Origin of the sequence: Fontibacter flavus, assembly GCF_042432905.1 — a bacterium.
Lineage (GTDB): Bacteria > Bacteroidota > Bacteroidia > Cytophagales > Cyclobacteriaceae > Fontibacter > Fontibacter flavus.
Window position 1 is genome coordinate 17,903 of record NZ_JBHLWI010000028.1, and the last position, 24,598, is coordinate 42,500.

Here is a 24,598-nt window from a genome sequence, read left to right on the forward strand (position 1 = left end):
TTCCAATTAGCGATTATCAAAGTCAAAGGTCAGAATTCCAAGGTTCAAATTTCAAATTCCAATAATTGGTTTCATCATGACGCTTCAGGAAATAAACAAGTTGGCCCAGCAGGGTGAGGGATTGAAGCTTGAATTCAAGAAAAAGGCTGCCTTTCCTGAGAAAATCGTCAGGGAGATCATTGCCATGGCAAATACCGAAGGGGGCTATTTGTTGGTTGGAGTGGATGATGATGGGACCGTATCTGGGCAGCGCTTTATAGAAGAAGAGGTCTTTGTGATGGAGAAGGCCATCAAAGAGCACATTAAGCCTATGCTTTCATATGAAGTTGAAATAGTCAAATTGAGCGCTAAAAAAGGAGTGGCTGTTTTCTCTATACCAAAATCTGACTCCCGTCCACATTTTCTGACAGATGAAAACCGAAGGAAGGCATATGTAAGGGTTGCGGATAGGAGTATTCAGGCGAGTAAAGAAATGTGGGAATACCTCAAAAGAAGTAAGCAGTCAAAGGATGTGGTGTTTACCTATGGTGAGAAAGAAACTGTATTGATGAAGGCTTTGGCTGAAAAAGGTAAACTTACCCTTCGTGAATTTCAGCAACTGGCGAAATTGCCCAAGTTTTTGGCTTCCAAAACGCTCGTTAGGCTCGCACTTGCCAATGTTATCCAAATCGTTCCACAGGAAAAAGAGGATTACTACATTTCCAAGGAATCATAAAGGTAGCGATAGTCCAAAACGTTGATTGAATCCTGCGATTCCCTGCAAACCTCCTGTATGCAGGGCCATTATTTTTGAACCTTCAAGGAAATAATCTTTATTGATCAGATCTATCAGGCCATACATCATTTTTGAAGTATATACCGGATCTAAGGGGATGCCAAATTCACGGTAAAACCATCGGATAAAACCTATCAGGTCATCATTGGCTTTGCCATATCCGCCAAAATGGTAAGTATCGAAAATTTCAATTCTGCCTTTTGGCAGGATATTGAATTGATCCAATAAGCTGGCAATTTCTCCATGGATAAATTCTCCTTTTAATGAAGAGAATCCAAGCAGTTGCTGCTGGGCTCCAATTGATTTGGCAAGGCCTGCAAAGGTACCTCCTGTCCCGATAGATGTTGCGAAATGGGTATAGCCTGAGTCTGTTTTATTGAGAATTTCGGAAGTTCCCCGGACAGCCAGTTCATTGGTTCCTCCTTCTGGAACCAGGTAAAAATCCCCAAATGATGATTTGAGTTGATCCAAAAAGTCCAGGTTCTTTTTTCTCCTGTATTCCTCTCTACTGATATAATGTAACACCATTCCCTGCACCAGTACCGCATTCAGCGTGGGATTCAAGGGGAGTGTTTCTTCTCCTCTGATGATGCCGATGCTGTTAAAACCTGATGCCTTTGCCGCAGCAGCCGTAGCGTAAATATGGTTTGAATACGCCCCTCCAAAGGTCAAGAGTGTGTTTTTTCCTTCTTTTCGGGCTTGTTCCAGGTTGTATTTAAGTTTGAAAAATTTATTGCCTGAAGCCAAGGTGTGTACCTGATCCAACCTTCTGATGAATACTTGTATTCCTTTTTGTTTCCATAAAGGATAATCCAATTCCTGTGTTGAGATTTCCTGTGGTATCAGCATGTTTTAGCTTATTCTTACACAAATATCAAAAACTTTATCAAATGCCCTTATTTTTGTGCTATGATAACGGATTTTGAACCGGAAAATTTTGACGAAGAAGAAGAGGTTGAGCTCTTTGAACATCATAGTTTTACAGTAGACAAGGGTCAGACACTGACTAGGATCGATAAGTTTTTGACAGACAAAGTGGCCAATGCCACCAGAAATAAGGTGCAGAATGCCATTGATGCCGGAAATGTCCTGGTCAATGGCAAACCTACCAAGTCTAATTATAAGGTAAAGCCTTTTGATGAGATCAAGGTGTTTTTGGAAAAACCACCAAGAGATACTGAAGTAGTACCGGAGAAGATTCCTTTAAATATTCTGTTTGAGGATGAGCATTTATTGGTTGTGAACAAACCTGCGGGAATGGTTGTCCATCCGGCTCATGGAAACTGGACAGGTACTTTGGTCAATGCCTTGGTGTATTATTTCAACCAACTTCCCACCATGCCCGGAAATACAGGAAGGCCAGGACTGGTTCACCGTATAGATAAGGATACCTCTGGACTTTTGGTGATTTCCAAATCTGAGTTGGCCATGTCAGATCTGGCCAATCAGTTTTTTCACCACCACATAGACAGGACTTATCTGGCTCTTGTATGGGGAGAGCCTGAACAGGATGAAGGGACGGTTGTGGCCCATGTGGGCAGAAGTGCAAAAGACAGGAAAGTAATGGATGCGTTTCCTGATGGATCGCAAGGCAAGCACGCCGTTACCCATTGGAAAGTCCTGAAGAGGTTAAGGTATGTGTCTTTGATTCAATGTAATTTGGAAACAGGAAGAACGCACCAAATTCGCGCACATATGAAGTTTCTCGGGCATCCGCTGTTCAACGATGCCATGTATGGGGGAGATAAAATCCGGAAAGGTACCCAGTTTGCAAAGTACAAGACTTTTGTGCAAAACTGTTTTAACCTGATGCCGAGACAGGCCCTACATGCCATGTCTTTGGGCTTTGTCCATCCAGTGACCAAGAAAAGATTGTATTTCGAAAGTCCACTGCCGGAAGACTTTGCTGCGGTACTTGAGAAATGGGAGAATTATGTCAAATTTGAAGACTAATTTTATCAAATAATATAGTTTTTACTTGAAATACTTAAAAATTAAGCCTGTTTTTGGCCTTTGATTGATCAAAACCAAGGCAGGAAACCAAAAATCTATTATCAAGTTTTCAATTTTGTACCTTTCGCAATCGATCGTGTATAATGATTTTTCATTATTTGATTTAAAAAATAAAAATAGTGTAAAAATTCAGCTTGATATTTGTCAAATTTTTAGAATTAGTCTTTTCGAGTTAAATTTGCATTGCAAAAAGGGGTAAAAATCATCCTTTTATTATGTAGGGATACGATCGGATAAGGGAATAAAATCCCTGAAGGTTCAAAGCCTTCTCCTACATCAGGTTATTTTGGGTTTATTGTTAATTGACTAAAGCTGTGAAATTGTATTTCACAGCTTTTTTGATTTTTAGGTCAAATCATTTCTCAAATCACATTGAAAAATCCTTAATCAAAGATGTTTATCAAGAGCATGGATTGCTTAATTGGTATTAAATATCTGTTTGAAATAAAAAAAATGTAAAAAAATAATAAAATCATTAGTAAAATTTTAACAATTAACTTCTTTTATTAATTTTGACCTGTCTTTAAAAGAAAGGCAATCAAAGCGACACTGTAGGATGTTGAAATTGGCAGACAAGCCCTCCTGTCTCGGGGGTGGGGATTCCGATAGCTATCGGAAGGATAAAGCGCACCAAGAGCTCTAGTGTTGCCTAACTGCCCCGTGGAGGTTCGAGTCCTTCTCCTACAGCAATTACATTTGGGTTGAAAACTATCATTGAGGCAGTTTGACTAGCTGAAAGGCGTGTTACAGACTGTCTCTTTTTTTGATTTACGTAAATCAGCATAGACATTTTCCTTTTTTCCAGTCCTTTTATATTACTTTTACTAGTGTAGTTGATTTTATGAAAGCACCCAAGAAACATATCAAAGTATCAAAGCTTTTCAGAAGTAGGATTTTCAGGATTATATGGTCTGTCTTTCTGGTGCTTGGGCTATTGCAGGTGATCTTGTTTTTTGGTTCAGATTTTTTATTACGGAATTACCTGAAGGAAAAAGTCAAACAATCCTCTGAGGGGAAATATGAGATAGACTTTCAGAATTTTCATATCCTGTTTATTCAAAGAGGGATTTCCTTTAAAGGGTTAAAAATTAATCCCTTGGATGAAAGGATTGAGGAATTGGAAAACATAGCCTATTACAATGTGGATGTGCCGGAAATGAGCATAACAGGGATCAATTACCTTTTCCGGAAAAAAGAACTTGTATTCGGGAATATTTCCCTGACCAAACCCAGTGTGGATTTCCGTCTGAAGATAGACGATACTGAAGAAATGGAATTTGAGGAATCTCCCCTGGAAATACTGCAAGAGGAGATCAGGAAATCATTTTTAGGCTCTAAGCTCAATGAGATTAGGATTAAAAAGCTTCAGGTGGATAATGCGGATTTATTGATCAAGAACTTTATCGCTCAAAGAAGTATCAAGGCAGAAAATTCGGCGCTCTATCTCCAGAATGTACAACTGTTGCAATCAAGGATACCAGAGACACCTTTCAATGCGGAAGGCTTTTCTTTTGAAATCGACAATTTTGAAATTCTACTGGCGGATAGTGTACATACCATTGAAGCTCAAAAAATCAGTGTTTCTTCGCTGGATCAATATATTCAGGCAAAAAATGCGAAAATAACTCCGGACTTCGATCGGTACTCTGAGACCTATTTTGAAGTGAGTTTGGAAGATCTTTTACTCAGTGATGCGGATATCAATAAGGTTTTTTATACCACGGAGGTGGAAGTGGGGAAATTGGCACTGCATAAGCCCGTTTTCAGTCTATATGTAGGAGAAAGAAAAAAGAAGCAGGAGGATGTAAAGCCGTTTGATTTTTATGACTTGATTGAAGGTATTTTGGTTTCCATTCAAATCAAAGACTTGGAAATTGAGCAGGGAGTTTTTGCTCAGCGCAACATATTGCGTCCTGATAGCTATATGATCAAGACGGAAAGAATTGATTTTAACATGTCGGATTTTTATGTTGGCCCAAATGAATCTGAAAAGAAAAACAGGTTTTTTTATGCTGATCATGCTACTGTAGATCTCTATGACGTTGACCTGATTCTTGGTGACAGTATCCATCAGGTCAAGGGAGATTTTGTTCGCCTTTCTTCCTATGAAGATCAAATTAGGATTGAAGGTTTTAAACTGTTTCCCGTTGAAGAACAGGATACAATAAAAGGAATAACCTTATTGGATATCGATGTGCCGCAATTGAGTATTACCAATGCCAATCTGAAAAAGATCTATAATGAAGGGATTGTAGATGTTCAGGGTATCTTGGTCGAAAATCCTGAAATAATCCTTAAAGATATACAAGCCAAATCAACGGAAAAGGAGTTTGACCTCAGCGCTTTTTATTCAGAGTATCTGGAAGGAATCTACGTCAAGAGATTTGAAATCAAGGAGGGTTCTTTGGTGGTGGATAATAAGATCAGGGTGCGGCAGGACAGTTTATCCTTTGGTAAGGTGAATATGGTACTGGAAAACTTTGCCCTGGATGAAAAAACGGAAATTTCTGAGGCGAAAAGCTTTTTTTGGGCTGATCATTTACAGCTGGAATTACAGGATTACGCTTTGAAACTTGCGGATAATCTACATGTTTTTAAAGCGGACAGGGTGTTTCTGGATACCAAGCTATCCAGGATTCAAATTGACGGGTTTGCTTTAAAGCCTGCTGATCCCAACCAGATTCAAAGTACTTTGGATAGATATGGAAAAAGTACCACCTTGGATATTTTTGTCCCGCATTTTTCAGCAGAAGGAGTGGACATCAAGTCTGCCTATTTTGATGAAGTTCTGAATGTAAACAGGATTCTCGTTCCCTCTCCCAAAATCGGGATATTCCGATACAGGCCGGTAGTTGAGGATTTGGAGGAGGAGAAGGTTGATCAACAGGAAATCCTTCAGTTATTGACCAATTATTTTAAAGAAGTTAAGGTCAAATCACTGGTACTGCAAAGAGGAACTTTGAATTATGAGAATTATATCAGGGAAAGAATCAGGACTTTTTCAGAGGATAATGTTTCCATTGCGGTCAAAAACTTCCATATCAATGAACAAACGAATCCTGATGAACTCAAATTCTTGTTTTCAGAAGAAGTGGATTTACGTCTGAATAATTATGTTTTCAATATTGCGGATGGTAAATACAATGTCCTGGCAGACCGGATAAATTTCAACACCGCAAGGGAAGAAATAATAGCATCCAATGTCAGGTTAATTCCCCGAAATGTTTTTACAGACAAAACAAGAGTAAGGGCGACGATTCCTGAAATGTCTTTCAGAGGAGTGGATTTAGAATCTTTTCTTTTTGAAAATACCCTGAGTCTCGAGAAAGTGAAACTTTCAGGAAGCAATGTCAATGTACTGATCAATAATGATCTGGACGATCAGGATGCTCCCGTCGCTAGAAGGCAACGTAGAGAAAGGAACCTTCCCAAAACCATTGATATTGTCAAAATTGACACAATTGAAGCTGAAAAAGCACTGTTTAGTCTTGGGTTTAGGGAAGGGGGCGTTCAAACTGAACTGATCAATACTGGAGTTGACCTTTCTTTCTATGATTTTATGCTGGACTCTGCTATCATCAGCAGAGGCAATATAGTAGAGTTTTTCACCTCTATGGCTTTGGGGATAGATGAATTCTGGTTGACTTTAAAAGACAGCGTGCATCAGGTGACTTTTTCCAAGGTGGAACTGGATACCCGATACGAAGGAATTTTGCTTGATAATTTCAGGATTATTCCAAGGGACCTTTCCGGGAAACCCGGAAATCCTGTTTTTTCGGGACATATCCCAACTATTCTGATCAAGATCCGATCTTTGGCAGAAATTCAAAGCAATAAGGATTTGTGGATCAAAGAACTCAGGCTTTTCAGACCTGATATGGAAGTGTTTGTTGATCAGGTGAAACGTGATCCAAAGGATGGGGGAGAAAAGGAAATCAAAGAAGGCTTGTTTTCCTCTCTTCAAATTGACGATTTTGAAATAGTCGAGGGGAATCTGGCTTTCTTTCAAAAGGATGGAAGTAAAGAACCTCAAATCCTGAAAAAGCTGAGCCTTGCTTTTGAAGACCTAAAGCTTGACCTCAATGAATTACAGGACTTCAAGACCAAAGACCTGCTGCAAAAGGAATTTAAATTGACTTTTCCCGATTTTTCACTCTTGTTGAAAGACAGTCTCAATAAAGTTTCCATTGGCATGGTCTCCATAACCAATCAGGAGATTGCTTTGAGTGATGTCAGCATTGAGCCAAGATATGGGTGGTACCAGTATGGTAAAAAAGTGGGTGTTCAGACGGATGTCATCAATGTTCATTTGCCAAGTGTATTGATACTAAATCCCGATTTGGACCTTCTCACCGAATATGAGATGCTCAAAGCTCCGAAAATTCTTGTACGTGATGCAAAAGGAGAGTTTTTCAGGGACAAGCGATATAAAAGGGAGCAAGGGATTTTCCGTCCAATGCCTCAGGCCTTGATGAGGAAAGCAGGATTTGATGTCCAGGTAGACACTTTTTTGGTGGAAAATGCCTCTATCTTTTACCATGAGTTTCCTGAAAACGGCATGGTGCCAGGGCAACTTTCTTTTACAGAATTGAGTGCTTCTTTGATCCCATTTCAGCTTTCAAAAGTAGCGCTTGATGGGCTGCATAATGAGGCTTCTCTATTTGCGACAGCTAAAATAAATGGGCAAGCGCCAATAAGTCTTCAAGGGCGGCTTTCTTTTCAGCCACCCTATCCGATGAAGATCTCAGCGCAATTAGATGCTTTTGATTTAGATCATTTGAACAGTATTCTGGTTCCCAATGCTTTTGTAAAGGTGAGGTCAGGAAGGGTTAATGGAGCAGATTGGTCCTTTACAGCAGATAATGAGAAAGCCATTGGCTCTATGAAATTCCTGTACAATGACCTGAAGATGGATTTATTGGATGAAAGAACGCTTGAAATTGCAAGTGGAAGGAAAAAGATACTGACTTTTGTACTCAATGTGTTTGCAGTAAGGACGCATAATCCGAGGGGATTCTTCAATACAACCATTGCCTCCAATATTTATTTTCCAAGGGATAAAGAAAGGTTTATCTTCAATTATTGGTGGAAGGCAAGTTTCAGTGGTTTGAAAGGCAGCGTTGGGTTGGGACAACCAAAGGTGCCCAAGAGAAAAAAAGAAGAGGAGGAAGATTGATTTACCTCCTGTTTCCCACCCAGACGCCAAAGATTACCGCCAGGATGCCCATATAATGGCCAAAAAGCAGGATTTCCCCATCAAGTAGTCCCCACATGATCGCGACAATTGGGATGAGGTAAGTGACTGAACTGGCAAAGACCGGGGTGGCGACCTTTACCATCACATTGAATAAAATCAGGGCAAGTGCAGTCCCCACAATACCCAATATACTGATATATCCAGCCGCTTGAAGTGCTCCTTCTACATGTAAGAGTTTAAAAGAAAACTGGGTAAAAGTGAAAAGATAAACCAATGCTGCCGGTAAAACCATAAGCAAGGAAATGGCTGTAATGGCTACAGGTTTGAGCTCGACAAATCGGTATTTGATAATATTCAGGTTTAGTCCATAACAGGCGCAGGCTAATAAGACATAGAAAGCATAGGCATTGATATCTGTAAAAGAGCCAAATCCTGTTCCTTCTTTGACGGTCAATAAAATAACCACTCCAATAAAAGCAATGACCAGTCCCAGGGCATTTCGCTTGGTGATGCGGGCATTAAAAAACAAAGCGCCTATGATGACCACAAATAGAGGTGTCATGGCATTGAATACTCCAGTCAATGAGGAACTGAGCTGGGTTTGTGCTTTGGCAAATAAAAAAGCGGGGATGAAACTGCCTACAAGACCTACTGTTATCAGATTTTTTACCTGCCTTTTGTTGAGCTGTTTGAGTCTTGGCAGGGATAGTGGTAACAAGACCATTCCTGCGGCCACAATCCTAAAAGCGCCGACTTCACCCGGTGAGAAGATTTCCAGTCCCCTTTTGATCAGGATAAATGAACTTCCCCAGATCAGGGCCAGAATCATCAGAAATCCCCATGCTTTCAGGGCGCTTTCTGCTTGTAAATCTTTGGTCATATTGAATGCTGTTCTTGCAAAAGTAGGCGGCTGTCTTCAGGTTAAGACCTTTCGTATTGATTAAAATTGATAATCGGCATAAACTTCACCTACTTCTTCCAAGATGGCTGCAACCTCTGCATAAGTATCTGCAGTAACCATTTTGGTGCGGAAAGGTTTGAAGTTGGGCATTCCTCTGAAATAATTGGTATAATGCCTTCTCATTTCTAGGATGCCTTGTTTTTCACCTTTCCATTTGACTGAAAAATCAAGGTGTTTTTTGGTGACCTGAATCCTTTCTTCCAGATCAGGACCAGCTAATTTTTCACCTGTTTCGAGGAAATGTTTGATTTCATTGAATACCCAAGGATACCCAATGGAAGCCCTGCCGATCATCATGCCGTCTACATTGTATTTGTCCTTGTATTCTTTGGCTTTTTCGGGGCTGTCTATATCCCCATTTCCAAAGACAGGAATTTTCAGTCTTGGGTTATCTTTCACCAAGTTGAGGTAAGACCAGTCCGCCTCGCCTTTATACATCTGTTGTCTCGTTCTGGCATGAATGCTGATGGCCTGAATGCCCACATCCTGTAGCCTTTCTGCAACCTCTACAATACGGATGGTATCATGGGACCAGCCTAGGCGTGTTTTGACAGTTACCGGGATATTGACCCTTTTGACAATTTCAGCGGTCATGGAAACCATTTTATCAATATCCAGTAGGATTCCTGCCCCAGCTCCTTTGCAGGCGACCTTATGGACAGGACAGCCATAGTTGATGTCCAAAATATCTGGTCCTGCTGCCTCTGCGATGGCTGCTGCCTCCCTCATGGATTCGATTTCGTTTCCAAAAATCTGTATTCCAATTGGTCTCTCATATTCGAAAATATCCAGTTTTTGTAAGCTTTTGGCAGCATCCCTGATTAGTCCTTCTGAACTGATAAATTCCGTATACATGAGGTCTGCTCCGTTTTCTTTGCAGACTGCCCTGAAAGGAGGGTCGCTCACATCTTCCATTGGAGCGAGCAGTAAAGGGAACTCCCCCAATTCTAAGTTTCCTATCTTAACCACTATTGAATTCTAATTTTCGTGTAAATTTACCGCAATTATGCAGATATATAAAACCCAAGCCCCGATAGCCTCCAAAAGAAGCTGGTTTTTTTCCTTACTTGTTGTCTTATTGATCACCGTTGGGGTAATGATTGTCATGCAGGGAATTGGATTATTCCTGATTCCTGTCATCTTCAAAATACCCTTGGATGAAATGGCAGCCTTGTTTACTTCCCCTTCCAATGATCCAAATGCCCGGATGGCGATTTATTTTATTCAAGGTCTGGGTTCGGGGATGTCATTTATCCTGGCTTCCTGGATTATCGCCAAATTGGTCGATAAAGCAGATATCGGATGGAAACAACAAATGGCTCGTTTTAAGTTCATTGGCCTGGTGATTTTATTGATTATTATGTTTGGGTCTTTGCTTTTCAACAGTCTCATCATTGATTGGAATGCCAATATTGAGTTGCCCGAAAGCTGGTCTGCAATCGAAAATTATATGAAAGAAGCAGAGGACCAACGGATGGTCCTGACCAAATTTCTGACAGACTTTGACTCCTTGACTGAGTTTCTGGTTGGCGTAGTGGTGATCGGCTTATTGGCTGGGATTGGGGAAGAACTACTGTTCCGTGGGGTTTTGCAGCCTAAGTTGCAGATCTATACAGGAAATGGCCATGTAGCTGTTTGGTTGACGGCCTTTATTTTCTCGGCTATCCATATTCAGTTTTACGGATTTTTTCCACGTATGCTGCTTGGTGCAATTTTCGGATACCTGTATTTGTACTCCGGTAGTTTGCTTTATCCAATTATTGCCCATATTTTGAACAACACATTTACAATTGTTCTGATTTATCTTGCGAAGCAGGAAGTGATTACGTTTGATATTGAAGATACAGATCAGGTTTCTTTGCCTTATGCATTGATTGGCCTGGTGATACTAATAATAAGTTTCAAAGCTTTTAAACGAATCAATAAAAGCTTGCATAAGGATGAAGAACTGGCAGAAAGTGTATGAAGACGGATCTCCCGTCAGGGCTGAGATAGTGAAGGGAGTGTTGGAAGATAATGGGATTCAGTCCGTGATCCTGAACAAAAAAGAATCAGTTTATCAGATTCATGGATATTATGAGGTGATGGTACCTACGGCAGAAGTATTAAGGGCCATAAATATTGTAAAGAATGAGATCTCCTTTTAGGATGCGTGACCGCATCAATATTAACAATTACAGCAACCTTGCACAAAGGATTATTACCGCGGTCATAGGCGCGGCCATTATTATCGCAGGATCTGTTATCAGTCCATGGCTCTACTTTATAATATTTGGATTCATTTTGGGGTTTTCCCAAATGGAGTTTTACCGTCTGACAGGCTTGGACGGTATGTTGCCTTTGAAAAGTTTTGGAACCTTTCTTGGCCTAACCATTTTTACCCTGACCTTTTTGGTGGGATTGGGTCACATGGCTGATAAATATTATTTCCTGATCTTTCCATTAGCGGCCTTGGTATTTTTCATCAAGCTTTATCGAAAATCAGATAAAAAGCCATTTACCGGAGTAGCCTTTACCTTTTTGGGGATTTTTTATGTGGCTGTGCCTTTTTCAATGTTGAATGTGGCGGCGTTTTCTGTAGATGGGTCCTTTCATTATGAGGTCATTGTGGGTTCCTTGTTTATCTTGTGGGCAAGTGATTCTGGGGCCTATTTTGCAGGTACAAAATTTGGGAAAACAAAACTGTTTGAAAGGGTGTCTCCCAAAAAGTCCTGGGAAGGATTTTTGGGTGGTGCAGCACTAGCCTTTTTTGTGGCTTATGTACTGGCCAAAAACTTCAATTCCTTACCTGAGTGGAGGTGGTTAGGCATAGCAACAATCATTATTATTGCAGGGACTTACGGTGACTTGATAGAGTCCTTGTTTAAGCGAAGTATTGAGATAAAAGATTCAGGAAAATCCCTTCCGGGGCATGGCGGATTTATGGACCGTTTTGATGGATTATTATTATCTGCACCGTTCATCGCAGCATTTTTGAAAATCTTTTAAAATCCCCTGTGGGATATTAAAAAACTCATTAATATTGTATCATAATTGAATTATTCAACTAAATAAACCCAATATGGCTTACATTGAACCGGCTCCCATTAAGGACAAAGAAAATCCTTTGGAGTCAATGATGGAGAGATTTAACATCGCAGCCGAAAAACTTGGCCTTTCAGATGAGGTCTACAACGTGCTGAAAAATCCAGCCAAACAAGTAATTGTGTCCCTTCCCATTACAATGGACAATGGAAAAATCCATGTTTTTGAAGGGATCCGTGTCATTCACTCCAACATATTAGGCCCGGCAAAAGGAGGGATCCGTTTTGCGCCTGATGTTCACTTGGATGAAGTAAAAGCACTTGCAGCTTGGATGACCTGGAAATGTGCTGTAGTTGACATTCCATATGGTGGTGGTAAAGGCGGTGTTCGTTGTAATCCAAGGGAGATGTCCAAAGGTGAGATCGAACGTTTGATGAGGGCTTATACCCTTGCTATGTTGGATGTGTTTGGACCTGATAAAGATATTCCTGCACCTGACATGGGTACAGGACCAAGAGAAATGGCCTGGTTGATGGACGAATATTCCAAGGCACACGGCATGACAGTGAATGCTGTGGTTACCGGTAAACCACTGGTATTGGGAGGTTCTCTTGGAAGAACAGAAGCCACAGGCCGTGGGGTAATGGTTTCTGCACTTGGAGCCATGCAAAAATTGAAAATCAATCCTTTTCAGGCGACCTGTGCTGTACAGGGATTTGGAAACGTAGGCTCTTGGGCTGCACGTTTATTGGAAGAAAGAGGTTTGAAAATCGTTGCGATTTCAGATATTTCCGGTGCTTATCATAATGAAAACGGCATCAATATCGTGGAAGCAATAGAATATAGAGACAGCAATAACGGAACATTGGAAGGATTTAAAGGCGCTGAAAAGCTGACAGATCCTATGGAGCTGTTGGAATTGGAAGTAGACGTGTTGGTTCCTGCTGCTGTGGAAGATGTGATCACGATTAAAAACGTGGAGAAAATCAAAGCGAAACTGATTGTAGAAGGTGCAAATGGCCCAACTTCAGCCAAAGCAGATGCCATTATCAATGAAAAAGGCATTATGGCCGTTCCTGATATTTTGGCGAATGCAGGCGGGGTGACTGTTTCTTACTTTGAATGGGTACAAAATAGACTTGGTTACAAATGGACTGCTGAAAGGGTCAACAGAAGATCTGACAGGATCATGAAGGACGCTTTTGACCATGTCTATGAAGCTTCGGTAAAATATGATGTGCCAATGAGAATTGCTGCTTATATTGTTGCTATCGATAAGGTTGCCAAAACATATACCTTCAGAGGTGGCTTCTAAATTGTAAAAAAAGAAAGTTTACTATATTTGGGGTGTGGAAGGAAACTTCCACACCCTTTTAAATTTCTAACCGATGACCATACATAAAGAAGGAAAAAGTTTATTGTTTTGGCTGTTGATCATTTTAGCAGCTTTAAATTTTGGTCTTTCCAAATTAATGCCCGAGCAGAATATGGTGCTCAATGTAATTCTTTTGATCAGTATTATTCTCTATCTGATCGTATTACAGTTTTTTAGAAACCCGATCTTCCAGCTTCCAAACGAAGACAAGTTGGTATTTGCACCAGCAGACGGCAAAGTGGTGGTAATAGAGGAGACAGTAGAAGATGAATACCTAAAGGAGAAAAGAAAGCAGGTTTCCATCTTTATGTCCCCATTTAATGTGCATGTGAACCGCTCGCCGATCAGGGGAGTGGTAGAATATTTCAAATATCACCCCGGTAAATATTTGGTGGCCTGGCATCCCAAGTCAAGTTTTGAGAATGAGCGTACCACTATGGTTGTCCGTCACCCCAATGGTACCAAGTTATTGGTCAGACAGATTGCTGGGGCACTGGCCAGAAGGATCAAATGGTATGTGGAGGAAGGTACACCGTTGGCTCAGGCCGGTGAATTTGGCTTTATCAAATTTGGTTCAAGAGTAGATATTTTTCTTCCTTTGGATGCTGAAATTTTAGTGAGCATGGACGAGAAAACCAAAGGAGGAAGGACGCCTATTGCCCGGTTGAAATAAGCAATTTCCTGTAAAATTTACTTTAATCCTACAAGTTGGTAGTTGGTCACCGCCTTGTAGGTTTTTTTGTTTTTGGTAGTTATTTATGAAGGATAACTGTTTGGAAGCTTGATAATTTCAAACCATCATTTTTTTAAAGGCCTGTTTTCAATATATTAGTAATTACTATTTTCTAGAATCATTTTGCTTCATGACCCAATCTAATTTTTCATACCTGGAATCAGAATTCCCTATTCTTATAAAGATTGACCAATTGCCTCAGGCGATTTTGGCGAAGGCATTTCGGGGGGAGTTGGTAGCTCAGGAAGAGAAGGAGTATGTGGTGGAGGAAATTGAGGTGTTGATGGCGGCGGAGATGCAGTTGAGTTATCATTTGAAAACAAAAACATAAACCTGCAGGTTGATAATATGAAAATAATTAGTATATTTGAGCTTTCTAAAGGAAGCCTCTTCGCAGTCAAGTACGAAGGAGAGGACCTGGATGCGCTCGAAGTACTACAAGAACAGTGGTCAGATGTGGAGTTTCTTAGGGAATTCTTCAAGAAGTATAAAAAAGATTATGAGAGCTACTATCCCAAGGCCAAACTCAACAAAATTGTACTGCAGACAATTGAAGATGCAGATGCCTTATTTGAGTTGCTTTATGATTTGGCAGAGGATAAGACAGGAAAATCCCTAGCGGATTATTTTAAACCTCTGGACAACAGAGAAAAAGAAAAAGCATATCTACTACAAGCATTAAAAGCCTATGGCCCCCAAAGCAATTCATTTTTACGCATTTATGCCATCCGGTACGGTTCCTCTTTCGTTATTACTGGTGGGGCCATCAAATTAACCCATCAAATGGCTGATAGGCCACACACCAAATTGGAGTTACATAAATTGGAATGGGTAAAAAAATACCTCCATGAAGACGGTGAAACTCCTGAATTTGTTTACCTAGACCTTGACAACGATGAATAAGACTGAAGAAAAAATCAAAGCATTAGCTTCCGAAAACCCAACTTCCAAGTGGAAGGAAAAGGTAGCGTTTAGGAAAGCCAATAAAGCAACGCTTAAACAAGCTGCTAAAGTTGCTCTTAGGCTTTTGGATGCATTGGAAGAAAAGGGCTGGAGTCAAGCTCGGCTTGCGAGAGAATTGGAAGTCACACCTCAGCAGGTCAGTAAATGGGTCAAAGGGGAAGGAGATTTTAAGTTTTCGACCATAGACAAGCTTGAAAAGGTTCTGGGAATTACCATGCATGCGATTCTAGCAGAGGATGAGTTTGTGATTACCGAAGAAGCTTTTGAGGAGAGACTTAAAGAGGAAATAATGGCTTATCATCAGCGTAGGGCACAAACAGAGGAATATTATAAATTAAAGAATCAAGTATCTTCTTCGAAAGCTGTAATGGCTGTGAGTCATGCGGATGGGGATCTAATTGCTATGGCAGGATGAAAGCTAAATTCTCACCTTTACAATTATTGGACTTCAAGTTGTTGGAGTCACACGTTGAGTTTATTGTTCCCAAAGATGATGAATTAGATGTGAAGGAATTATTTCATTCGTATTCCGTTGACATAGATTTTGGACTCAAGGAGGATATAGAAACAAAAGAAATCAAACTCTTTACTTTCATTGCAATCAATGCAGAGGAAGAAAATCCACTTCCCGGGTATAAAATTGTAGTAGAAGGTGGAGGTACCTTTCGTATTCAAGATCCAGAAGAACTCGAAGAAAACCTTAAAAACAACCTGACCCAATTTTCCACCCTCAACATGATGATCAACAACCTGCGGAACATCATTTATCAGATTACCAATTTGGGCCCTATGGGAGGGTATCTGTTACCACCGATTGATATTACGCAGTTGTTGAGGGATAAGGCGGGGGAAAAAAAATAATTGTACTTTTCTAGTTCATTTTGTCCTTGCCCAACCATAAGCATATTCCAAAATACAGTTTGAAATTTCAATCATTAACAATACAGCTTCAATTCGGTAAAGGTCAGTTACTGTTTCTGAATAGTATTTTGTAAGATAGGTTCCAATGGTTGAGTTTTCAGTATCTGCTTTGGTAATTGGATTGAAAATATGTTTGGAGCTAAAGTGAATAAATCCTGAAGTAATATCGTAAACATCTTTTATCCATGGATATTCCACTGAAGCTCTGTCTTTCAAATACCAGTCTTCAAGCTTTTGTTTCGGGTTTTCTTTATCAGAGAATTCTTTCACTTTTTTTTCCTTTCATTACTTCATTGGCAAATTCATGCGGATTCTTGACCAAATGGGCTGCAAATAAGCGAAGGAAATTGTCTAGATAGGGCCTTATTAGATGAGATGCAGCCATATAATTTTTCGAATCTAAAAGAACTCTAAAACCTTCAATCAAAGAAAGTGCTCTAGAATAGGTGCCATTCAAATAGAAATCAAAATGGAAAGTTTGTCCACCGGATAGTTGGCTGTTTTTGGCCATTAAAAGCATTCTATGTTCATAGCTTTTTAGAATTTCTTTGAAGGCAGAAAGAAATTTTGGTAATTCATCTTCTTTGTAGTCTCCCGGAATCCTAAGGTCTTTTACCAAAAATGGTGTCCATAAAGCATAACTGTCTGGCTTCACAATTTTATTTGATTGAATTAACAAACCAAAGTCTGTTTTATCGTCATTCTCTAAAAACTGGCCCAAAGTCCATTCTCTGAAATCTGTAATCTTTTCATTCGATAAAATTACAATTTGTCCGATTTCAGGATTTTCGGAATTTATGTCTCGCCAGTTTAGCATATCATTTGGAAATATTTAAGACTTCAACCCCCACCCTCAATTCATTCAAAATCGGCGTAAACAGATCCTCTGAATCTGTTTCTATACTGATGATCAGGCTGTATCGGATGGATTGTTTGTAGCGTTTATGGATGGGTCTTGTCTTCCACCAACCCCCAGTTGGAATGATGGCCAATTCGTTTTTAGTAGCCAAATCAGCTGCATTGCCGATCCAAATATCTCTATGGATGGATCCTTTGTCTCGTATTTTTTGACCGATTACCCAGTTTTCACTACCTTCTTGTTGATAGTCCTCCTCTAAGGCTTTTCTAGCCTCTTTATTGATCCTTGCCAAAAAAGTAGTGGAAGTTTCATTAGTATCCTTCAATTTAAACCGAAGACCGAATGAAGCGTAATTGTTTGCCTTGGCATACCGCTTATTGCCTGGATTGGGTTCTATAAAATAGGAGAGCGTTACATTTAGCTTAACCTGTGTATTTCCCATTTCCAACAATTGTTGCTGCGGCCAAGGAAGGGTGAATACATGGCATTCATTGGCCTTGACCGTGCCTTTCTCGATAGTATATGGTTTAATCGTTTCTTGAACAACTAAGGAAACGGAATTTTGTATGGTGTATAAGGCAGCAGGCAAAAATGGCACACCGTAACCTACTGTCCTCAATAATAGAATTTTTTCAACTTTGGAAAGGTCTTCAATTTTCCTGTCACCCAACATTTGATCTGTCCATTGGGCAGCATGAACCATAAGTGCCCTTACTGTTTCCGGCCAAATTTTTGGATAATTTTCCAAAATACTTGCAGCAAATTTGCTGGCAAATGCCGTTGCTGAGGAGGTTTCTCCAAAAGTGGAGAATAGAGAGCGTGCCATTCCTCCTTTGGAAATACTTAATGGCATCAAGGAATCAGGATCACAAAGTCCGCCATTCCATTCTGCCGCATTTCCTCCCTCAAAAACAACTTCTGGTTTAATTGCCCATTCTTTTTCCCAAGTAATGCTTGTACTGCTTGAGGGAGCTAACTGCCCCCTTTGCGCTAAAAGCGTTGCACCTGGATACCTAGATAAATCAATTCTATCTTTCAAAGTATATGCTCCAACGGTCAGGGCATTGAAAGCCTGGGCAGGATCATGTATACTGTAATCCTGATTGGATAAAGGATATTCCAGCCATCTATGATTGGAAATATTTCCCGCGGAAACCAAAAATAAACGCTTCCAATCTTCTTCTCCAAAGGTTGATTTATCTAATGCCGCAGACCATGCACTTGGTCTACCAAAGTGAGTAACTCCATCAGCAGTAATGGCCATGCAGAACACTCTTTGTTCGATGGGATTTGTCTCCGCTCTGGCTATTGCTTCTTCTGTAACCGCGCCATATTGATCTGGATCTGTTGGTTTTGATTGCTGGATCAACTTTATACTTTCCAATCGGTGGAAAACCCTTATGCTTTCCCTAGATACTAAGGCTTCAGATAAATCCCCAAAAAAGATGATTCCGGACATAGCTGTTCCATGGCCAGGAAAAGGCCAAGAATCATTAGTCCCCCATGAAGGGTCGACTGTATCCACATGGATAATCGATGACAAATGTGCCAGTAAGGGATGGCTTTCATTGATCCCAGAATCCAAAAGGCATACTGATAAGTTAGGATCATCCTGAATTTCTAATTGCTGAGCCAAGTTGGCGATCCAGTCTTTTTGTTCAGGAATATCCATGGAAGTAAAAACATCAGATAACTCTACTGGTTTTCTTAATTCATCAAGATATTGAGAATATAGCAGTGGTTCAGCCAGTTGTTTGGCACTTCCCTTTACTAGGATCACCAAGTGTTCTGGAAAAACCAAAAATCGAGAGGATATCTGTACACCGAATGCTTGTAATCGTTCATTGATCTCCGCTTGGACAGCCTCCGCTGATATGGTAGTTATATCTAACCAAACCTCCCACCATACTTCCTGTTCATTATCAGGGAAGGGGATTTCAGGTTCTTGCCAAAAGGACTTTAGAGTAGCTTGATGTATGGATTCAAGATTTGATAAAAGGCTTGCATTTTTAGGATTTCCCTTTGCCGTATTTCTTTCTGGTTGAGAATAAGAAGAAATTTTTTCTAGGAAATCTTTAACTCCTTTCTTGGAAAGATAGATCGAACTGATGGTTTTTTCCTGACCATCGTCCTCAATTACCTGTTTTAAAGAAGCAATTCTGATATCACCTGCTTTTGCTTCAAATTTCTTAATATCAAGTTCAAAACTTGGAAAAGTTTCAAGTTCCACATACACGAAATCACCGGGTTCACCTTGCCAAAAATCTAGAAAAGCTTCTTCAAATTCATTTTTTAGATTTTTCCCGTGCTTGGTTTGATCGATATTTTTGTTTGTTTCAAACCTGCCTCTTCCAAGGGGAGTAAACCTTATTGATCTGGCTTTATTGTCTAAAAAAATATGCTTAAAAAATCCGTCCATATGTTTTGATTAGTATGTTCTCTTTCTAGCCATTATATACTGAATTATTTTTTCTTCGGTTACACGATTTTCTCCATACAGCAAATAATCTTTCCAGATATCTTCGCATATTTTATGCACTTCAGCATAGCTCAAACCCATAGATTTTTTGGACAGCTGGTCTAGGTCCATCGCTTTTAGGACTCCTATCTCTGCTAACCTAGCGGAGAAAATTTGTTTGATTTGTGCCTCCGAAGGGTTAGTATAATTGATGATATCATCAAATCTTCGGAAAAGGGCGGCATCCAAACTTTCAGGTAAATTGGTAGCAGCAATAATCAGACTGTTGGATTTATCTTTTTCAATCTGGAGCAAAAAACTATTCAGTACCCGCTTTATTTCCCCCACATCTTGAGCCTGAGTTCTGGTGCTACCAATGCTGTCAAATTCATCAAACAGATAAACAGCCCTAAAATCCATCATGGCATCAAAAATCAACCGAAGCTTGGCTATGGATTCACCAAGGTATCTGCTGATAAGGCCATCCAACCGAATGACAAATAAGGGGAGCCCTAATTCTCCAGCTAAGGCATGGGCAGTCATAGTTTTCCCTGAACCTGGAGGGCCTACAAGAAGTAACTTTCTTCGGGGTTGCAGATTATGGCTTAATAACTTATCCAAATGCCTTTGTTCGTGGATGACTTTAGCCAAGGTCTCCTGAATATCCTTGGAGAGCACCATGTCTTTCAATCTTGTGTCCGGACTGACCAATTCCAAGAGGTCATTCAGTTCTTTTTGGGCTGTGTTTACAGGTAGTCTTTTGACAACAGCTTTGGAAGATTTACTCTTATCAATCAATTTTTTCAATTCCTCAGCCAGTGCAACATGCCCTTTTCTAGCTTCAGAAGCGGCAATTTGCATAGCAGTAGCATAGAAGCGGGATTCATCCCCTTCTCCAAATGATTTGATCAATGTTTTTATTTGTTCTGCCGCTGCCATTGTTGGAATCACTAAAAATTCACTCTCTAAAATATAAACGTAAAATAATACAATATGCCTCAACAAGCCATGAAATATCTTACTTTCTTTTTTTCAATCCAAAATACTGGTTGACAGGTTGTGATAAAAAATATAATTTGTCAACTAAAATACTTATTTTTACCTAAAATCAAACTTCTTATAACCAATGAAATACCTCGCCTCCCGTCTCAAATCAGCCCGTTTGATGAATGGCTTATCTTTGCAAGGTCTGGCTGACCGGATAGAAAATCGTATCACCAAACAAGCACTCAGCAAGTATGAGCAGGCACAGGTAATCCCTGACTCAGAAATGATCGGCATCTTGGCAGAAGCCCTGCATGTCAGGCCAGATTATTTTCATGCCGATACTGTCATAGAATTTGGGGAAATAGAATTTAGAAAACTGGATTCCTGCCCAGTTAAAGAGAAAAATAGGATTGTAGAAATAGCCAAAAATGAACTGAGCCGCTACATCGAGCTGGAGGAAATATTGGGTATTGAAACCAAGTTTCATAATCCACTTGATGGAATGGCCATTAATTCTCTAGAGGATATTGAAAAAGCAGCTGAAACCTTAAGAAAGGCTTGGGGTTTGGGAACAGATGCCATTTCCAATGTAATCGAACTTTTGGAAGATCATCATGTCAAAGTGATAGAAATTGAATCTGAGGAGTCATTCGACGGTTTCGCTACTTGGGTGAATGGAAAAGATATTCCCTTAATCGTACTCAATAAAGCCAAGTTTGTGCATAAACTTGATCGGAAGCGCTTCACTGCCTTACATGAATTGGGACATTTACTTCTTGATGTGAATGGGTATGAAGAGAAGCAAAAGGAAAAGTTCTGCCATGCTTTTGCTGCCGCTATGTTGATCCCCGAGGATACCTTAAGAGAAGAACTGGGAGGAAAAAGAAGCAAATTGTCCATGAATGAATTGGGAGCCATCAAGCAGCAATATGGGGTTTCCATGCAGGCATTAGTTTATCGGGCTAAAAATCTCGGGCTGATCTCTGAAAATTACCTCAAGCAATTCTACATGGTTTTCAATCAACTGGGATTTCGGGTAACTGAACCAGTGGACTATGAAGGAATGGAGCATTCCAATCGCTTTTCTCAGCTTTTGTTCAGGGCCTTAGCGGAGGAGTATATCAGCATCAGTAAAGCAGCAGCTTTGAAAAATCAGAAATTGGCGGAGTTTAGGAAGGAAAATATGGTTATTTGATGAGGATTGCTGTTACGGATGTCTGTATTTTTATTGATCTGATCGAGCTGGATTTGATTTCGGATTTTTTTAGACTCGACTTGGAGCTTCACACAACAGTTGAAGTAATGAACGAGTTGTTTACAGAGCAATATCAGGTGTTAGAAGCTTATCAGCAAGTGGGTAAGTTGATTGTTCATAATCTAGATGCGCAAGACTTTTTAAAAATAGAAGCTTTGGCCCTTCCAAAAGGTCTTTCTCCAGAAGATAAGTCGGTGCTTTACATCGCTTCTGGTCTAGAAAATGGAATAGTCATTACAAGCGACAATCTGGTAAGAAAATGTACTGAACGTCTTAAACTGGAATGTCACGGTTTGCTTTGGGTGATTGACCAGTTTGTAGGTCAAGGTATATGCTCCAAATCCAGTGCATCAGGGTCACTTAAAAGATTGATGGCTTTGAATAAAATGTATGCTGTAGGAAATTTGAAGATGGAGATAGAAGAAAGAATTTTAAATTGGAAGTGATTTTTTTCATTGGAATTGACTTAAAAAAATCCCCCGAATCTGTTTCTATACTAATAATCAGACTGTATCGGACGGATTGCTTGTAGCGTTTATGGATTAGATTATCTACTAATTTGAAATCAATTCAAATATCAACGTCTTATTCTACTGGCTTAAACATCAATCTTTCTGCACTCAAACTCCTTCCACCTTTTTACAGGTAATCTACTCCCCGCTTTTAGGACTTTCTGTATAAAATCATCACAATCTGTTTCGGAAAGCAGTTTTTCTTCTACGGCCTTGCAAAGAAAATCCATAGTGCTGAGTTAGGTGATTTGATGCAATTTGCAATAGTTGGCAATGTCCTTCAGGTTGCCACTGGCAAGAATATTTTGGGAATAACGAACAACCGCCAAACATGCAGCCTCTCCGTCTCCTTTGAACATTACCTTCTTGATATACAGATATTCCTTTTTGACTTGAAAATCATGTTCAGGGAAGGGGATAAGTTCCAATAGATTGAAATTAATCAAATTATCTACTTCAGTCTTCCTTCCCGGCATTCTGGAGATTTCTGCATAGACCTTATCCAACACTTTAATAGGATAAGAGAATATTCTTGGCAACAAAAGGATCTGCCCTCCTGAAATAAAATGGGAAATGACATCAGCATCAATTATTATGATCTTTTCATGCTTCTTCATTCCCGTTTTTTATTACTTCAGAAAAATCTATCCCTAAATCTTCCAATAGGGAATAATAATGGGATTCCGATATTGATCCCTCTTCAAAAAGCCTTCTTGCCAAATCCCCATAATCACCGATAACTTCTTCTTGCAAATCCTTTTCATAAAGTTTTAAAGAATAGCCATGATCCATGGCACTTTTTCTAACACCCTGTTTATAATCTTCAAGTTGTTGTTTATTAAGCAACTCAAGTTCCTGAAGCCTATATAATAAGGCAGTCCTAGAACAGGAAAAATATTGTTCAATTCGGAGTACAGTGCCCAAACTTATTTTTTTATTGGCAAGCTCCCTATCAGGTATCAAGGATATTACGCCCTCTTCGGGCATTAAAAATTTTGAGGCAAAGGAATCAGCATTGAATTCTTCCTTGTCCTTCTTATTAAAGATCCCTGTGGAGCAAACCTGGTATTGGAAATTCTCTTGGACAAAAAGATGATACAGCTCATGACAAATCGTAAAATGCTGATGACCTACTGTTCTTGCAGTATTAATCAACATAAAGCGATTGGTATCACCAACCTTTATGGCCATACCTGATACATCCATTTCTAAAGGTCGAAAAACAGCAATTACACCCAGCTTATGAAGCAGACTTTTGAGATGTATGCTTTCAGTATTGCCAAAACCATTTTTCGCCCGAAATTGTGAAGCGTACTTATCAAGAATTAGACGGTTCATCTTTGAGTAGATTTTTCATGCTGAGATAATTCCTGACTATTTTTTTGAATTTTGCTATCTGTGCCAAATCTTCAGCTTTAATGCTTTCAGCCCTAAATGCCAATGCAAGATTGACCTTGGCCAAATCTAAATCCTCTTCAAAAAAATCATATTCATCCACGCCATACAAATTGGCCATCTGACTAAGGATTTTGGTAGATGCGGTACGGCTACCATTTTCATAATAGCTCACTTCTTCACGATTTACTTGAAGATAAGCGGCAACTTGATCCTGCGTAAAACCTAATTTCTTGCGAAGAGCTTGCAAATTTTTCCCGATGATTTGATCTTGATTCATGTTAGTTTGATTAAAAAGTGTGTTACAAATATAGATCTAAATTTACAAATTTTAAAAATATGTAACATAAATAGTTAATGTAAAGTATGTATGATTTCTATGCAGGCATTAGTTTATCGGGCTAAAAATCTTGGGCTGATCTCTGAAAATTACCTCAAGCAATTCTACATGGTTTTCAATCAACTGGGATTTCGGGTAACTGAACCAGTGGACTATGAAGGAATGGAGCATTCCAATCGTTTTTCCCAGCTTTTATTCAGGGCCTTGGCAGAAGAGTTTATCAGCATCAGTAAGGCAGCTGCTTTGAAGAATCAGAAATTGGCGGAGTTTAGAAAGGAAAATATGGTCATCTGATGAGGATTGCTGTTACGGATGCCTGTATTTTTATTGATCTGATCGAGCTGGATTTGATTTCGGATTTTTTTAGACTCGACTTGGAGCTTCACACAACAGTTGAAGTAATGAACGAGTTGTTTACAGAGCAATATAAGGTGTTAGAAGCTTATCAGCAAGTGGGTAAGTTGATGGTTCATAATCTAGATGCGCAAGACTTTTTAAAAATAGAAGCTTTAGCCCTTCCAAAAGGTCTTTCTCCAGAAGATAAGTCGGTGTTTTATATCGCTACTGGTCTAGAAAATGGAATAGTCATAACCAGCGATAATCTGGTAAGAAAAAATGCTGAGCGTCTTAGCTTAGAATGGCATGGTTTAATTTGGGTGATTGACATGTTTGTAGGTGAAGGCATATGCTCTAAAACCAGTGCATCAGGATCACTTGAAAAGCTAATGGTTTTGAATAGAATATATGCAATAGGAAATTTGAAGATGAAGATAGAAGAATGAATTTTTAATTGGAAGTGATTTTTTTCATTGGAATTGACTTAAACATAT

26 protein-coding genes are annotated in these 24,598 nt (G+C 39.6%); 16 read left to right on the forward strand and 10 right to left on the reverse strand.

From position 1 onward, the window contains the following. Positions 1–76: 76 nt before the first annotated feature. Positions 77–715: an AlbA family DNA-binding domain-containing protein gene (locus tag ACFFIP_RS09795; RefSeq protein ID WP_382387436.1), complete on the forward strand. Its 639-nt coding sequence runs from the start codon at positions 77–79 to the stop codon at positions 713–715. Here the strand turns inward: ACFFIP_RS09795 and ACFFIP_RS09800 are convergent. After that, positions 710–1,624: a 1-aminocyclopropane-1-carboxylate deaminase/D-cysteine desulfhydrase gene (locus ACFFIP_RS09800; protein ID WP_382387437.1), complete on the reverse strand. Its 915-nt coding sequence runs from the start codon at positions 1,622–1,624 to the stop codon at positions 710–712. The two genes, ACFFIP_RS09795 and ACFFIP_RS09800, sit on opposite strands and share 6 nt — an antisense overlap. Before the next feature lie 60 nt (positions 1,625–1,684). On the opposite strand from ACFFIP_RS09800, the gene ACFFIP_RS09805 reads away from it, so the two are divergent. Further along, positions 1,685–2,728 carry an RluA family pseudouridine synthase gene (locus tag ACFFIP_RS09805; protein WP_382387438.1) on the forward strand — a complete coding sequence of 348 codons (1,044 nt, stop codon included), beginning with the start codon at positions 1,685–1,687 and terminating at the stop codon, positions 2,726–2,728. Positions 2,729–3,629: 901 nt separating this feature from the next. Continuing rightward, positions 3,630–7,964, forward strand: a complete 4,335-nt coding sequence (locus ACFFIP_RS09810) for a DUF748 domain-containing protein (protein ID WP_382387439.1) — start codon at positions 3,630–3,632, stop codon at positions 7,962–7,964. Position 7,965: 1 nt separating this feature from the next. Here ACFFIP_RS09810 and ACFFIP_RS09815 read toward each other — a convergent pair whose 3' ends face one another. Together ACFFIP_RS09815 and dusB are read right to left on the reverse strand one after the other, a co-directional pair. Continuing rightward, positions 7,966–8,865, reverse strand: coding sequence for a DMT family transporter (locus ACFFIP_RS09815; RefSeq protein ID WP_382387440.1), 900 nt, complete (start codon positions 8,863–8,865; stop codon positions 7,966–7,968). A gap of 60 nt (positions 8,866–8,925) precedes the next feature. After that, positions 8,926–9,915: a tRNA dihydrouridine synthase DusB gene (gene dusB, locus ACFFIP_RS09820; RefSeq protein WP_382387441.1), complete on the reverse strand. Its 990-nt coding sequence runs from the start codon at positions 9,913–9,915 to the stop codon at positions 8,926–8,928. A gap of 37 nt (positions 9,916–9,952) precedes the next feature. Between dusB and ACFFIP_RS09825 the strand changes: the two genes are divergently transcribed. From ACFFIP_RS09825 to ACFFIP_RS09865, 9 genes are all read left to right on the forward strand, one after another. Beyond that, a complete protein-coding gene (locus tag ACFFIP_RS09825) occupies positions 9,953–10,912 on the forward strand; it encodes a CPBP family intramembrane glutamic endopeptidase (RefSeq protein ID WP_382387442.1) in 960 nt (319 codons plus the stop codon). After that, positions 10,887–11,093 carry a putative signal transducing protein gene (locus ACFFIP_RS09830; RefSeq protein ID WP_382387443.1) on the forward strand — a complete coding sequence of 69 codons (207 nt, stop codon included), beginning with the start codon at positions 10,887–10,889 and terminating at the stop codon, positions 11,091–11,093. The genes ACFFIP_RS09825 and ACFFIP_RS09830 overlap by 26 nt, the downstream gene beginning before the upstream one ends. After that, the gene (locus tag ACFFIP_RS09835) at positions 11,077–11,934 is read left to right on the forward strand and encodes a phosphatidate cytidylyltransferase (RefSeq protein ID WP_382387444.1); all 858 of its coding nucleotides are present in this window, start codon (positions 11,077–11,079) and stop codon (positions 11,932–11,934) included. Before ACFFIP_RS09830 ends, ACFFIP_RS09835 begins: the two co-directional genes overlap by 17 nt. Positions 11,935–12,007: 73 nt before the next feature. Continuing rightward, on the forward strand, positions 12,008–13,285 hold the full coding sequence (locus tag ACFFIP_RS09840; protein ID WP_382387445.1) for a Glu/Leu/Phe/Val family dehydrogenase: 1,278 nt from the start codon (positions 12,008–12,010) through the stop codon (positions 13,283–13,285). 73 nt (positions 13,286–13,358) lie between these two features. Beyond that, positions 13,359–14,018: a phosphatidylserine decarboxylase family protein gene (locus tag ACFFIP_RS09845; RefSeq protein WP_382387446.1), complete on the forward strand. Its 660-nt coding sequence runs from the start codon at positions 13,359–13,361 to the stop codon at positions 14,016–14,018. Between the two features lie 190 nt (positions 14,019–14,208). Next, a complete protein-coding gene (locus ACFFIP_RS09850; protein ID WP_382387447.1) occupies positions 14,209–14,409 on the forward strand; it encodes a hypothetical protein in 201 nt (66 codons plus the stop codon). A 17-nt stretch (positions 14,410–14,426) separates the two neighbouring features. Then, positions 14,427–14,981 carry a hypothetical protein gene (locus ACFFIP_RS09855; RefSeq protein WP_382387448.1) on the forward strand — a complete coding sequence of 185 codons (555 nt, stop codon included), beginning with the start codon at positions 14,427–14,429 and terminating at the stop codon, positions 14,979–14,981. Continuing rightward, the gene (locus tag ACFFIP_RS09860) at positions 14,974–15,456 is read left to right on the forward strand and encodes a helix-turn-helix transcriptional regulator (protein WP_382387449.1); all 483 of its coding nucleotides are present in this window, start codon (positions 14,974–14,976) and stop codon (positions 15,454–15,456) included. Before ACFFIP_RS09855 ends, ACFFIP_RS09860 begins: the two co-directional genes overlap by 8 nt. Then, positions 15,453–15,902, forward strand: coding sequence for a preprotein translocase subunit SecB (locus tag ACFFIP_RS09865; RefSeq protein WP_382387450.1), 450 nt, complete (start codon positions 15,453–15,455; stop codon positions 15,900–15,902). The genes ACFFIP_RS09860 and ACFFIP_RS09865 overlap by 4 nt, the downstream gene beginning before the upstream one ends. A 15-nt stretch (positions 15,903–15,917) precedes the next feature. On the opposite strand, the gene ACFFIP_RS09870 is transcribed toward ACFFIP_RS09865, so the two are convergent. The 4 genes from ACFFIP_RS09870 to ACFFIP_RS09885 are packed head-to-tail and all read right to left on the reverse strand — an operon-like array spanning position 15,918 to position 20,218. After that, positions 15,918–16,232, reverse strand: a complete 315-nt coding sequence (locus ACFFIP_RS09870; RefSeq protein WP_382387451.1) for a hypothetical protein — start codon at positions 16,230–16,232, stop codon at positions 15,918–15,920. Beyond that, a complete protein-coding gene (locus ACFFIP_RS09875) occupies positions 16,216–16,779 on the reverse strand; it encodes a hypothetical protein (protein WP_382387452.1) in 564 nt (187 codons plus the stop codon). The genes ACFFIP_RS09870 and ACFFIP_RS09875 overlap by 17 nt, the downstream gene beginning before the upstream one ends. Position 16,780: 1 nt before the next feature. Beyond that, positions 16,781–19,240: a S8 family peptidase gene (locus ACFFIP_RS09880; protein WP_382387453.1), complete on the reverse strand. Its 2,460-nt coding sequence runs from the start codon at positions 19,238–19,240 to the stop codon at positions 16,781–16,783. A gap of 9 nt (positions 19,241–19,249) precedes the next feature. Then, positions 19,250–20,218 carry an AAA family ATPase gene (locus ACFFIP_RS09885; RefSeq protein ID WP_382387455.1) on the reverse strand — a complete coding sequence of 323 codons (969 nt, stop codon included), beginning with the start codon at positions 20,216–20,218 and terminating at the stop codon, positions 19,250–19,252. A gap of 187 nt (positions 20,219–20,405) precedes the next feature. Between ACFFIP_RS09885 and ACFFIP_RS09890 the strand changes: the two genes are divergently transcribed. Together ACFFIP_RS09890 and ACFFIP_RS09895 are read left to right on the forward strand one after the other, a co-directional pair. After that, positions 20,406–21,461: a helix-turn-helix domain-containing protein gene (locus tag ACFFIP_RS09890; protein WP_382387456.1), complete on the forward strand. Its 1,056-nt coding sequence runs from the start codon at positions 20,406–20,408 to the stop codon at positions 21,459–21,461. Continuing rightward, the gene (locus tag ACFFIP_RS09895; protein WP_382387457.1) at positions 21,461–21,967 is read left to right on the forward strand and encodes a PIN domain-containing protein; all 507 of its coding nucleotides are present in this window, start codon (positions 21,461–21,463) and stop codon (positions 21,965–21,967) included. The genes ACFFIP_RS09890 and ACFFIP_RS09895 overlap by 1 nt, the downstream gene beginning before the upstream one ends. Before the next feature lie 305 nt (positions 21,968–22,272). Here ACFFIP_RS09895 and ACFFIP_RS09900 read toward each other — a convergent pair whose 3' ends face one another. The 3 genes from ACFFIP_RS09900 to ACFFIP_RS09910 are packed head-to-tail and all read right to left on the reverse strand — an operon-like array spanning position 22,273 to position 23,708. Further along, positions 22,273–22,650 carry a hypothetical protein gene (locus tag ACFFIP_RS09900; protein WP_382387458.1) on the reverse strand — a complete coding sequence of 126 codons (378 nt, stop codon included), beginning with the start codon at positions 22,648–22,650 and terminating at the stop codon, positions 22,273–22,275. Then, positions 22,637–23,371, reverse strand: a complete 735-nt coding sequence (locus tag ACFFIP_RS09905) for an ImmA/IrrE family metallo-endopeptidase (RefSeq protein WP_382387459.1) — start codon at positions 23,369–23,371, stop codon at positions 22,637–22,639. Before ACFFIP_RS09905 ends, ACFFIP_RS09900 begins: the two co-directional genes overlap by 14 nt. Next, entirely contained in the window at positions 23,352–23,708 is a 357-nt protein-coding gene (locus ACFFIP_RS09910) for a helix-turn-helix domain-containing protein (RefSeq protein WP_382387460.1), read from the reverse strand. The genes ACFFIP_RS09905 and ACFFIP_RS09910 overlap by 20 nt, the downstream gene beginning before the upstream one ends. Before the next feature lie 99 nt (positions 23,709–23,807). On the opposite strand from ACFFIP_RS09910, the gene ACFFIP_RS09915 reads away from it, so the two are divergent. Next, the gene (locus ACFFIP_RS09915; RefSeq protein WP_382387461.1) at positions 23,808–24,062 is read left to right on the forward strand and encodes a hypothetical protein; all 255 of its coding nucleotides are present in this window, start codon (positions 23,808–23,810) and stop codon (positions 24,060–24,062) included. Beyond that, on the forward strand, positions 24,062–24,550 hold the full coding sequence (locus ACFFIP_RS09920) for a PIN domain-containing protein (protein ID WP_382387462.1): 489 nt from the start codon (positions 24,062–24,064) through the stop codon (positions 24,548–24,550). Before ACFFIP_RS09915 ends, ACFFIP_RS09920 begins: the two co-directional genes overlap by 1 nt. The last annotated feature ends 48 nt before the right edge of the window (positions 24,551–24,598 follow it).

Bases quoted from the DNA above. Each gene is read 5' to 3' on its own strand.
- ACFFIP_RS09795 (WP_382387436.1), top strand. From the start codon at position 77: ATGACGCTTCAGGAAATAAACAAGTTGGCCCAGCAGGGTGAGGGATTG.
- ACFFIP_RS09805 (WP_382387438.1), top strand. From the start codon at position 1,685: ATGATAACGGATTTTGAACCGGAAAATTTTGACGAAGAAGAAGAGGTT.
- ACFFIP_RS09800 (WP_382387437.1), bottom strand. From the start codon at position 1,624: ATGCTGATACCACAGGAAATCTCAACACAGGAATTGGATTATCCTTTA.
- ACFFIP_RS09825 (WP_382387442.1), top strand. From the start codon at position 9,953: ATGCAGATATATAAAACCCAAGCCCCGATAGCCTCCAAAAGAAGCTGG.
- ACFFIP_RS09835 (WP_382387444.1), top strand. From the start codon at position 11,077: ATGAGATCTCCTTTTAGGATGCGTGACCGCATCAATATTAACAATTAC.
- ACFFIP_RS09915 (WP_382387461.1), top strand. From the start codon at position 23,808: ATGCAGGCATTAGTTTATCGGGCTAAAAATCTTGGGCTGATCTCTGAA.
- ACFFIP_RS09900 (WP_382387458.1), bottom strand. From the start codon at position 22,650: ATGAAGAAGCATGAAAAGATCATAATAATTGATGCTGATGTCATTTCC.
- ACFFIP_RS09865 (WP_382387450.1), top strand. From the start codon at position 15,453: ATGAAAGCTAAATTCTCACCTTTACAATTATTGGACTTCAAGTTGTTG.
- ACFFIP_RS09810 (WP_382387439.1), top strand. From the start codon at position 3,630: ATGAAAGCACCCAAGAAACATATCAAAGTATCAAAGCTTTTCAGAAGT.
- ACFFIP_RS09885 (WP_382387455.1), bottom strand. From the start codon at position 20,218: ATGGCAGCGGCAGAACAAATAAAAACATTGATCAAATCATTTGGAGAA.
- ACFFIP_RS09855 (WP_382387448.1), top strand. From the start codon at position 14,427: ATGAAAATAATTAGTATATTTGAGCTTTCTAAAGGAAGCCTCTTCGCA.
- ACFFIP_RS09840 (WP_382387445.1), top strand. From the start codon at position 12,008: ATGGCTTACATTGAACCGGCTCCCATTAAGGACAAAGAAAATCCTTTG.
- ACFFIP_RS09910 (WP_382387460.1), bottom strand. From the start codon at position 23,708: ATGAATCAAGATCAAATCATCGGGAAAAATTTGCAAGCTCTTCGCAAG.
- ACFFIP_RS09850 (WP_382387447.1), top strand. From the start codon at position 14,209: ATGACCCAATCTAATTTTTCATACCTGGAATCAGAATTCCCTATTCTT.
- ACFFIP_RS09830 (WP_382387443.1), top strand. From the start codon at position 10,887: ATGAAGAACTGGCAGAAAGTGTATGAAGACGGATCTCCCGTCAGGGCT.
- ACFFIP_RS09860 (WP_382387449.1), top strand. From the start codon at position 14,974: ATGAATAAGACTGAAGAAAAAATCAAAGCATTAGCTTCCGAAAACCCA.
- ACFFIP_RS09845 (WP_382387446.1), top strand. From the start codon at position 13,359: ATGACCATACATAAAGAAGGAAAAAGTTTATTGTTTTGGCTGTTGATC.
- ACFFIP_RS09875 (WP_382387452.1), bottom strand. From the start codon at position 16,779: ATGCTAAACTGGCGAGACATAAATTCCGAAAATCCTGAAATCGGACAA.
- ACFFIP_RS09890 (WP_382387456.1), top strand. From the start codon at position 20,406: ATGAAATACCTCGCCTCCCGTCTCAAATCAGCCCGTTTGATGAATGGC.
- ACFFIP_RS09905 (WP_382387459.1), bottom strand. From the start codon at position 23,371: ATGAACCGTCTAATTCTTGATAAGTACGCTTCACAATTTCGGGCGAAA.
- ACFFIP_RS09895 (WP_382387457.1), top strand. From the start codon at position 21,461: ATGAGGATTGCTGTTACGGATGTCTGTATTTTTATTGATCTGATCGAG.
- ACFFIP_RS09815 (WP_382387440.1), bottom strand. From the start codon at position 8,865: ATGACCAAAGATTTACAAGCAGAAAGCGCCCTGAAAGCATGGGGATTT.
- ACFFIP_RS09880 (WP_382387453.1), bottom strand. From the start codon at position 19,240: ATGGACGGATTTTTTAAGCATATTTTTTTAGACAATAAAGCCAGATCA.
- ACFFIP_RS09920 (WP_382387462.1), top strand. From the start codon at position 24,062: ATGAGGATTGCTGTTACGGATGCCTGTATTTTTATTGATCTGATCGAG.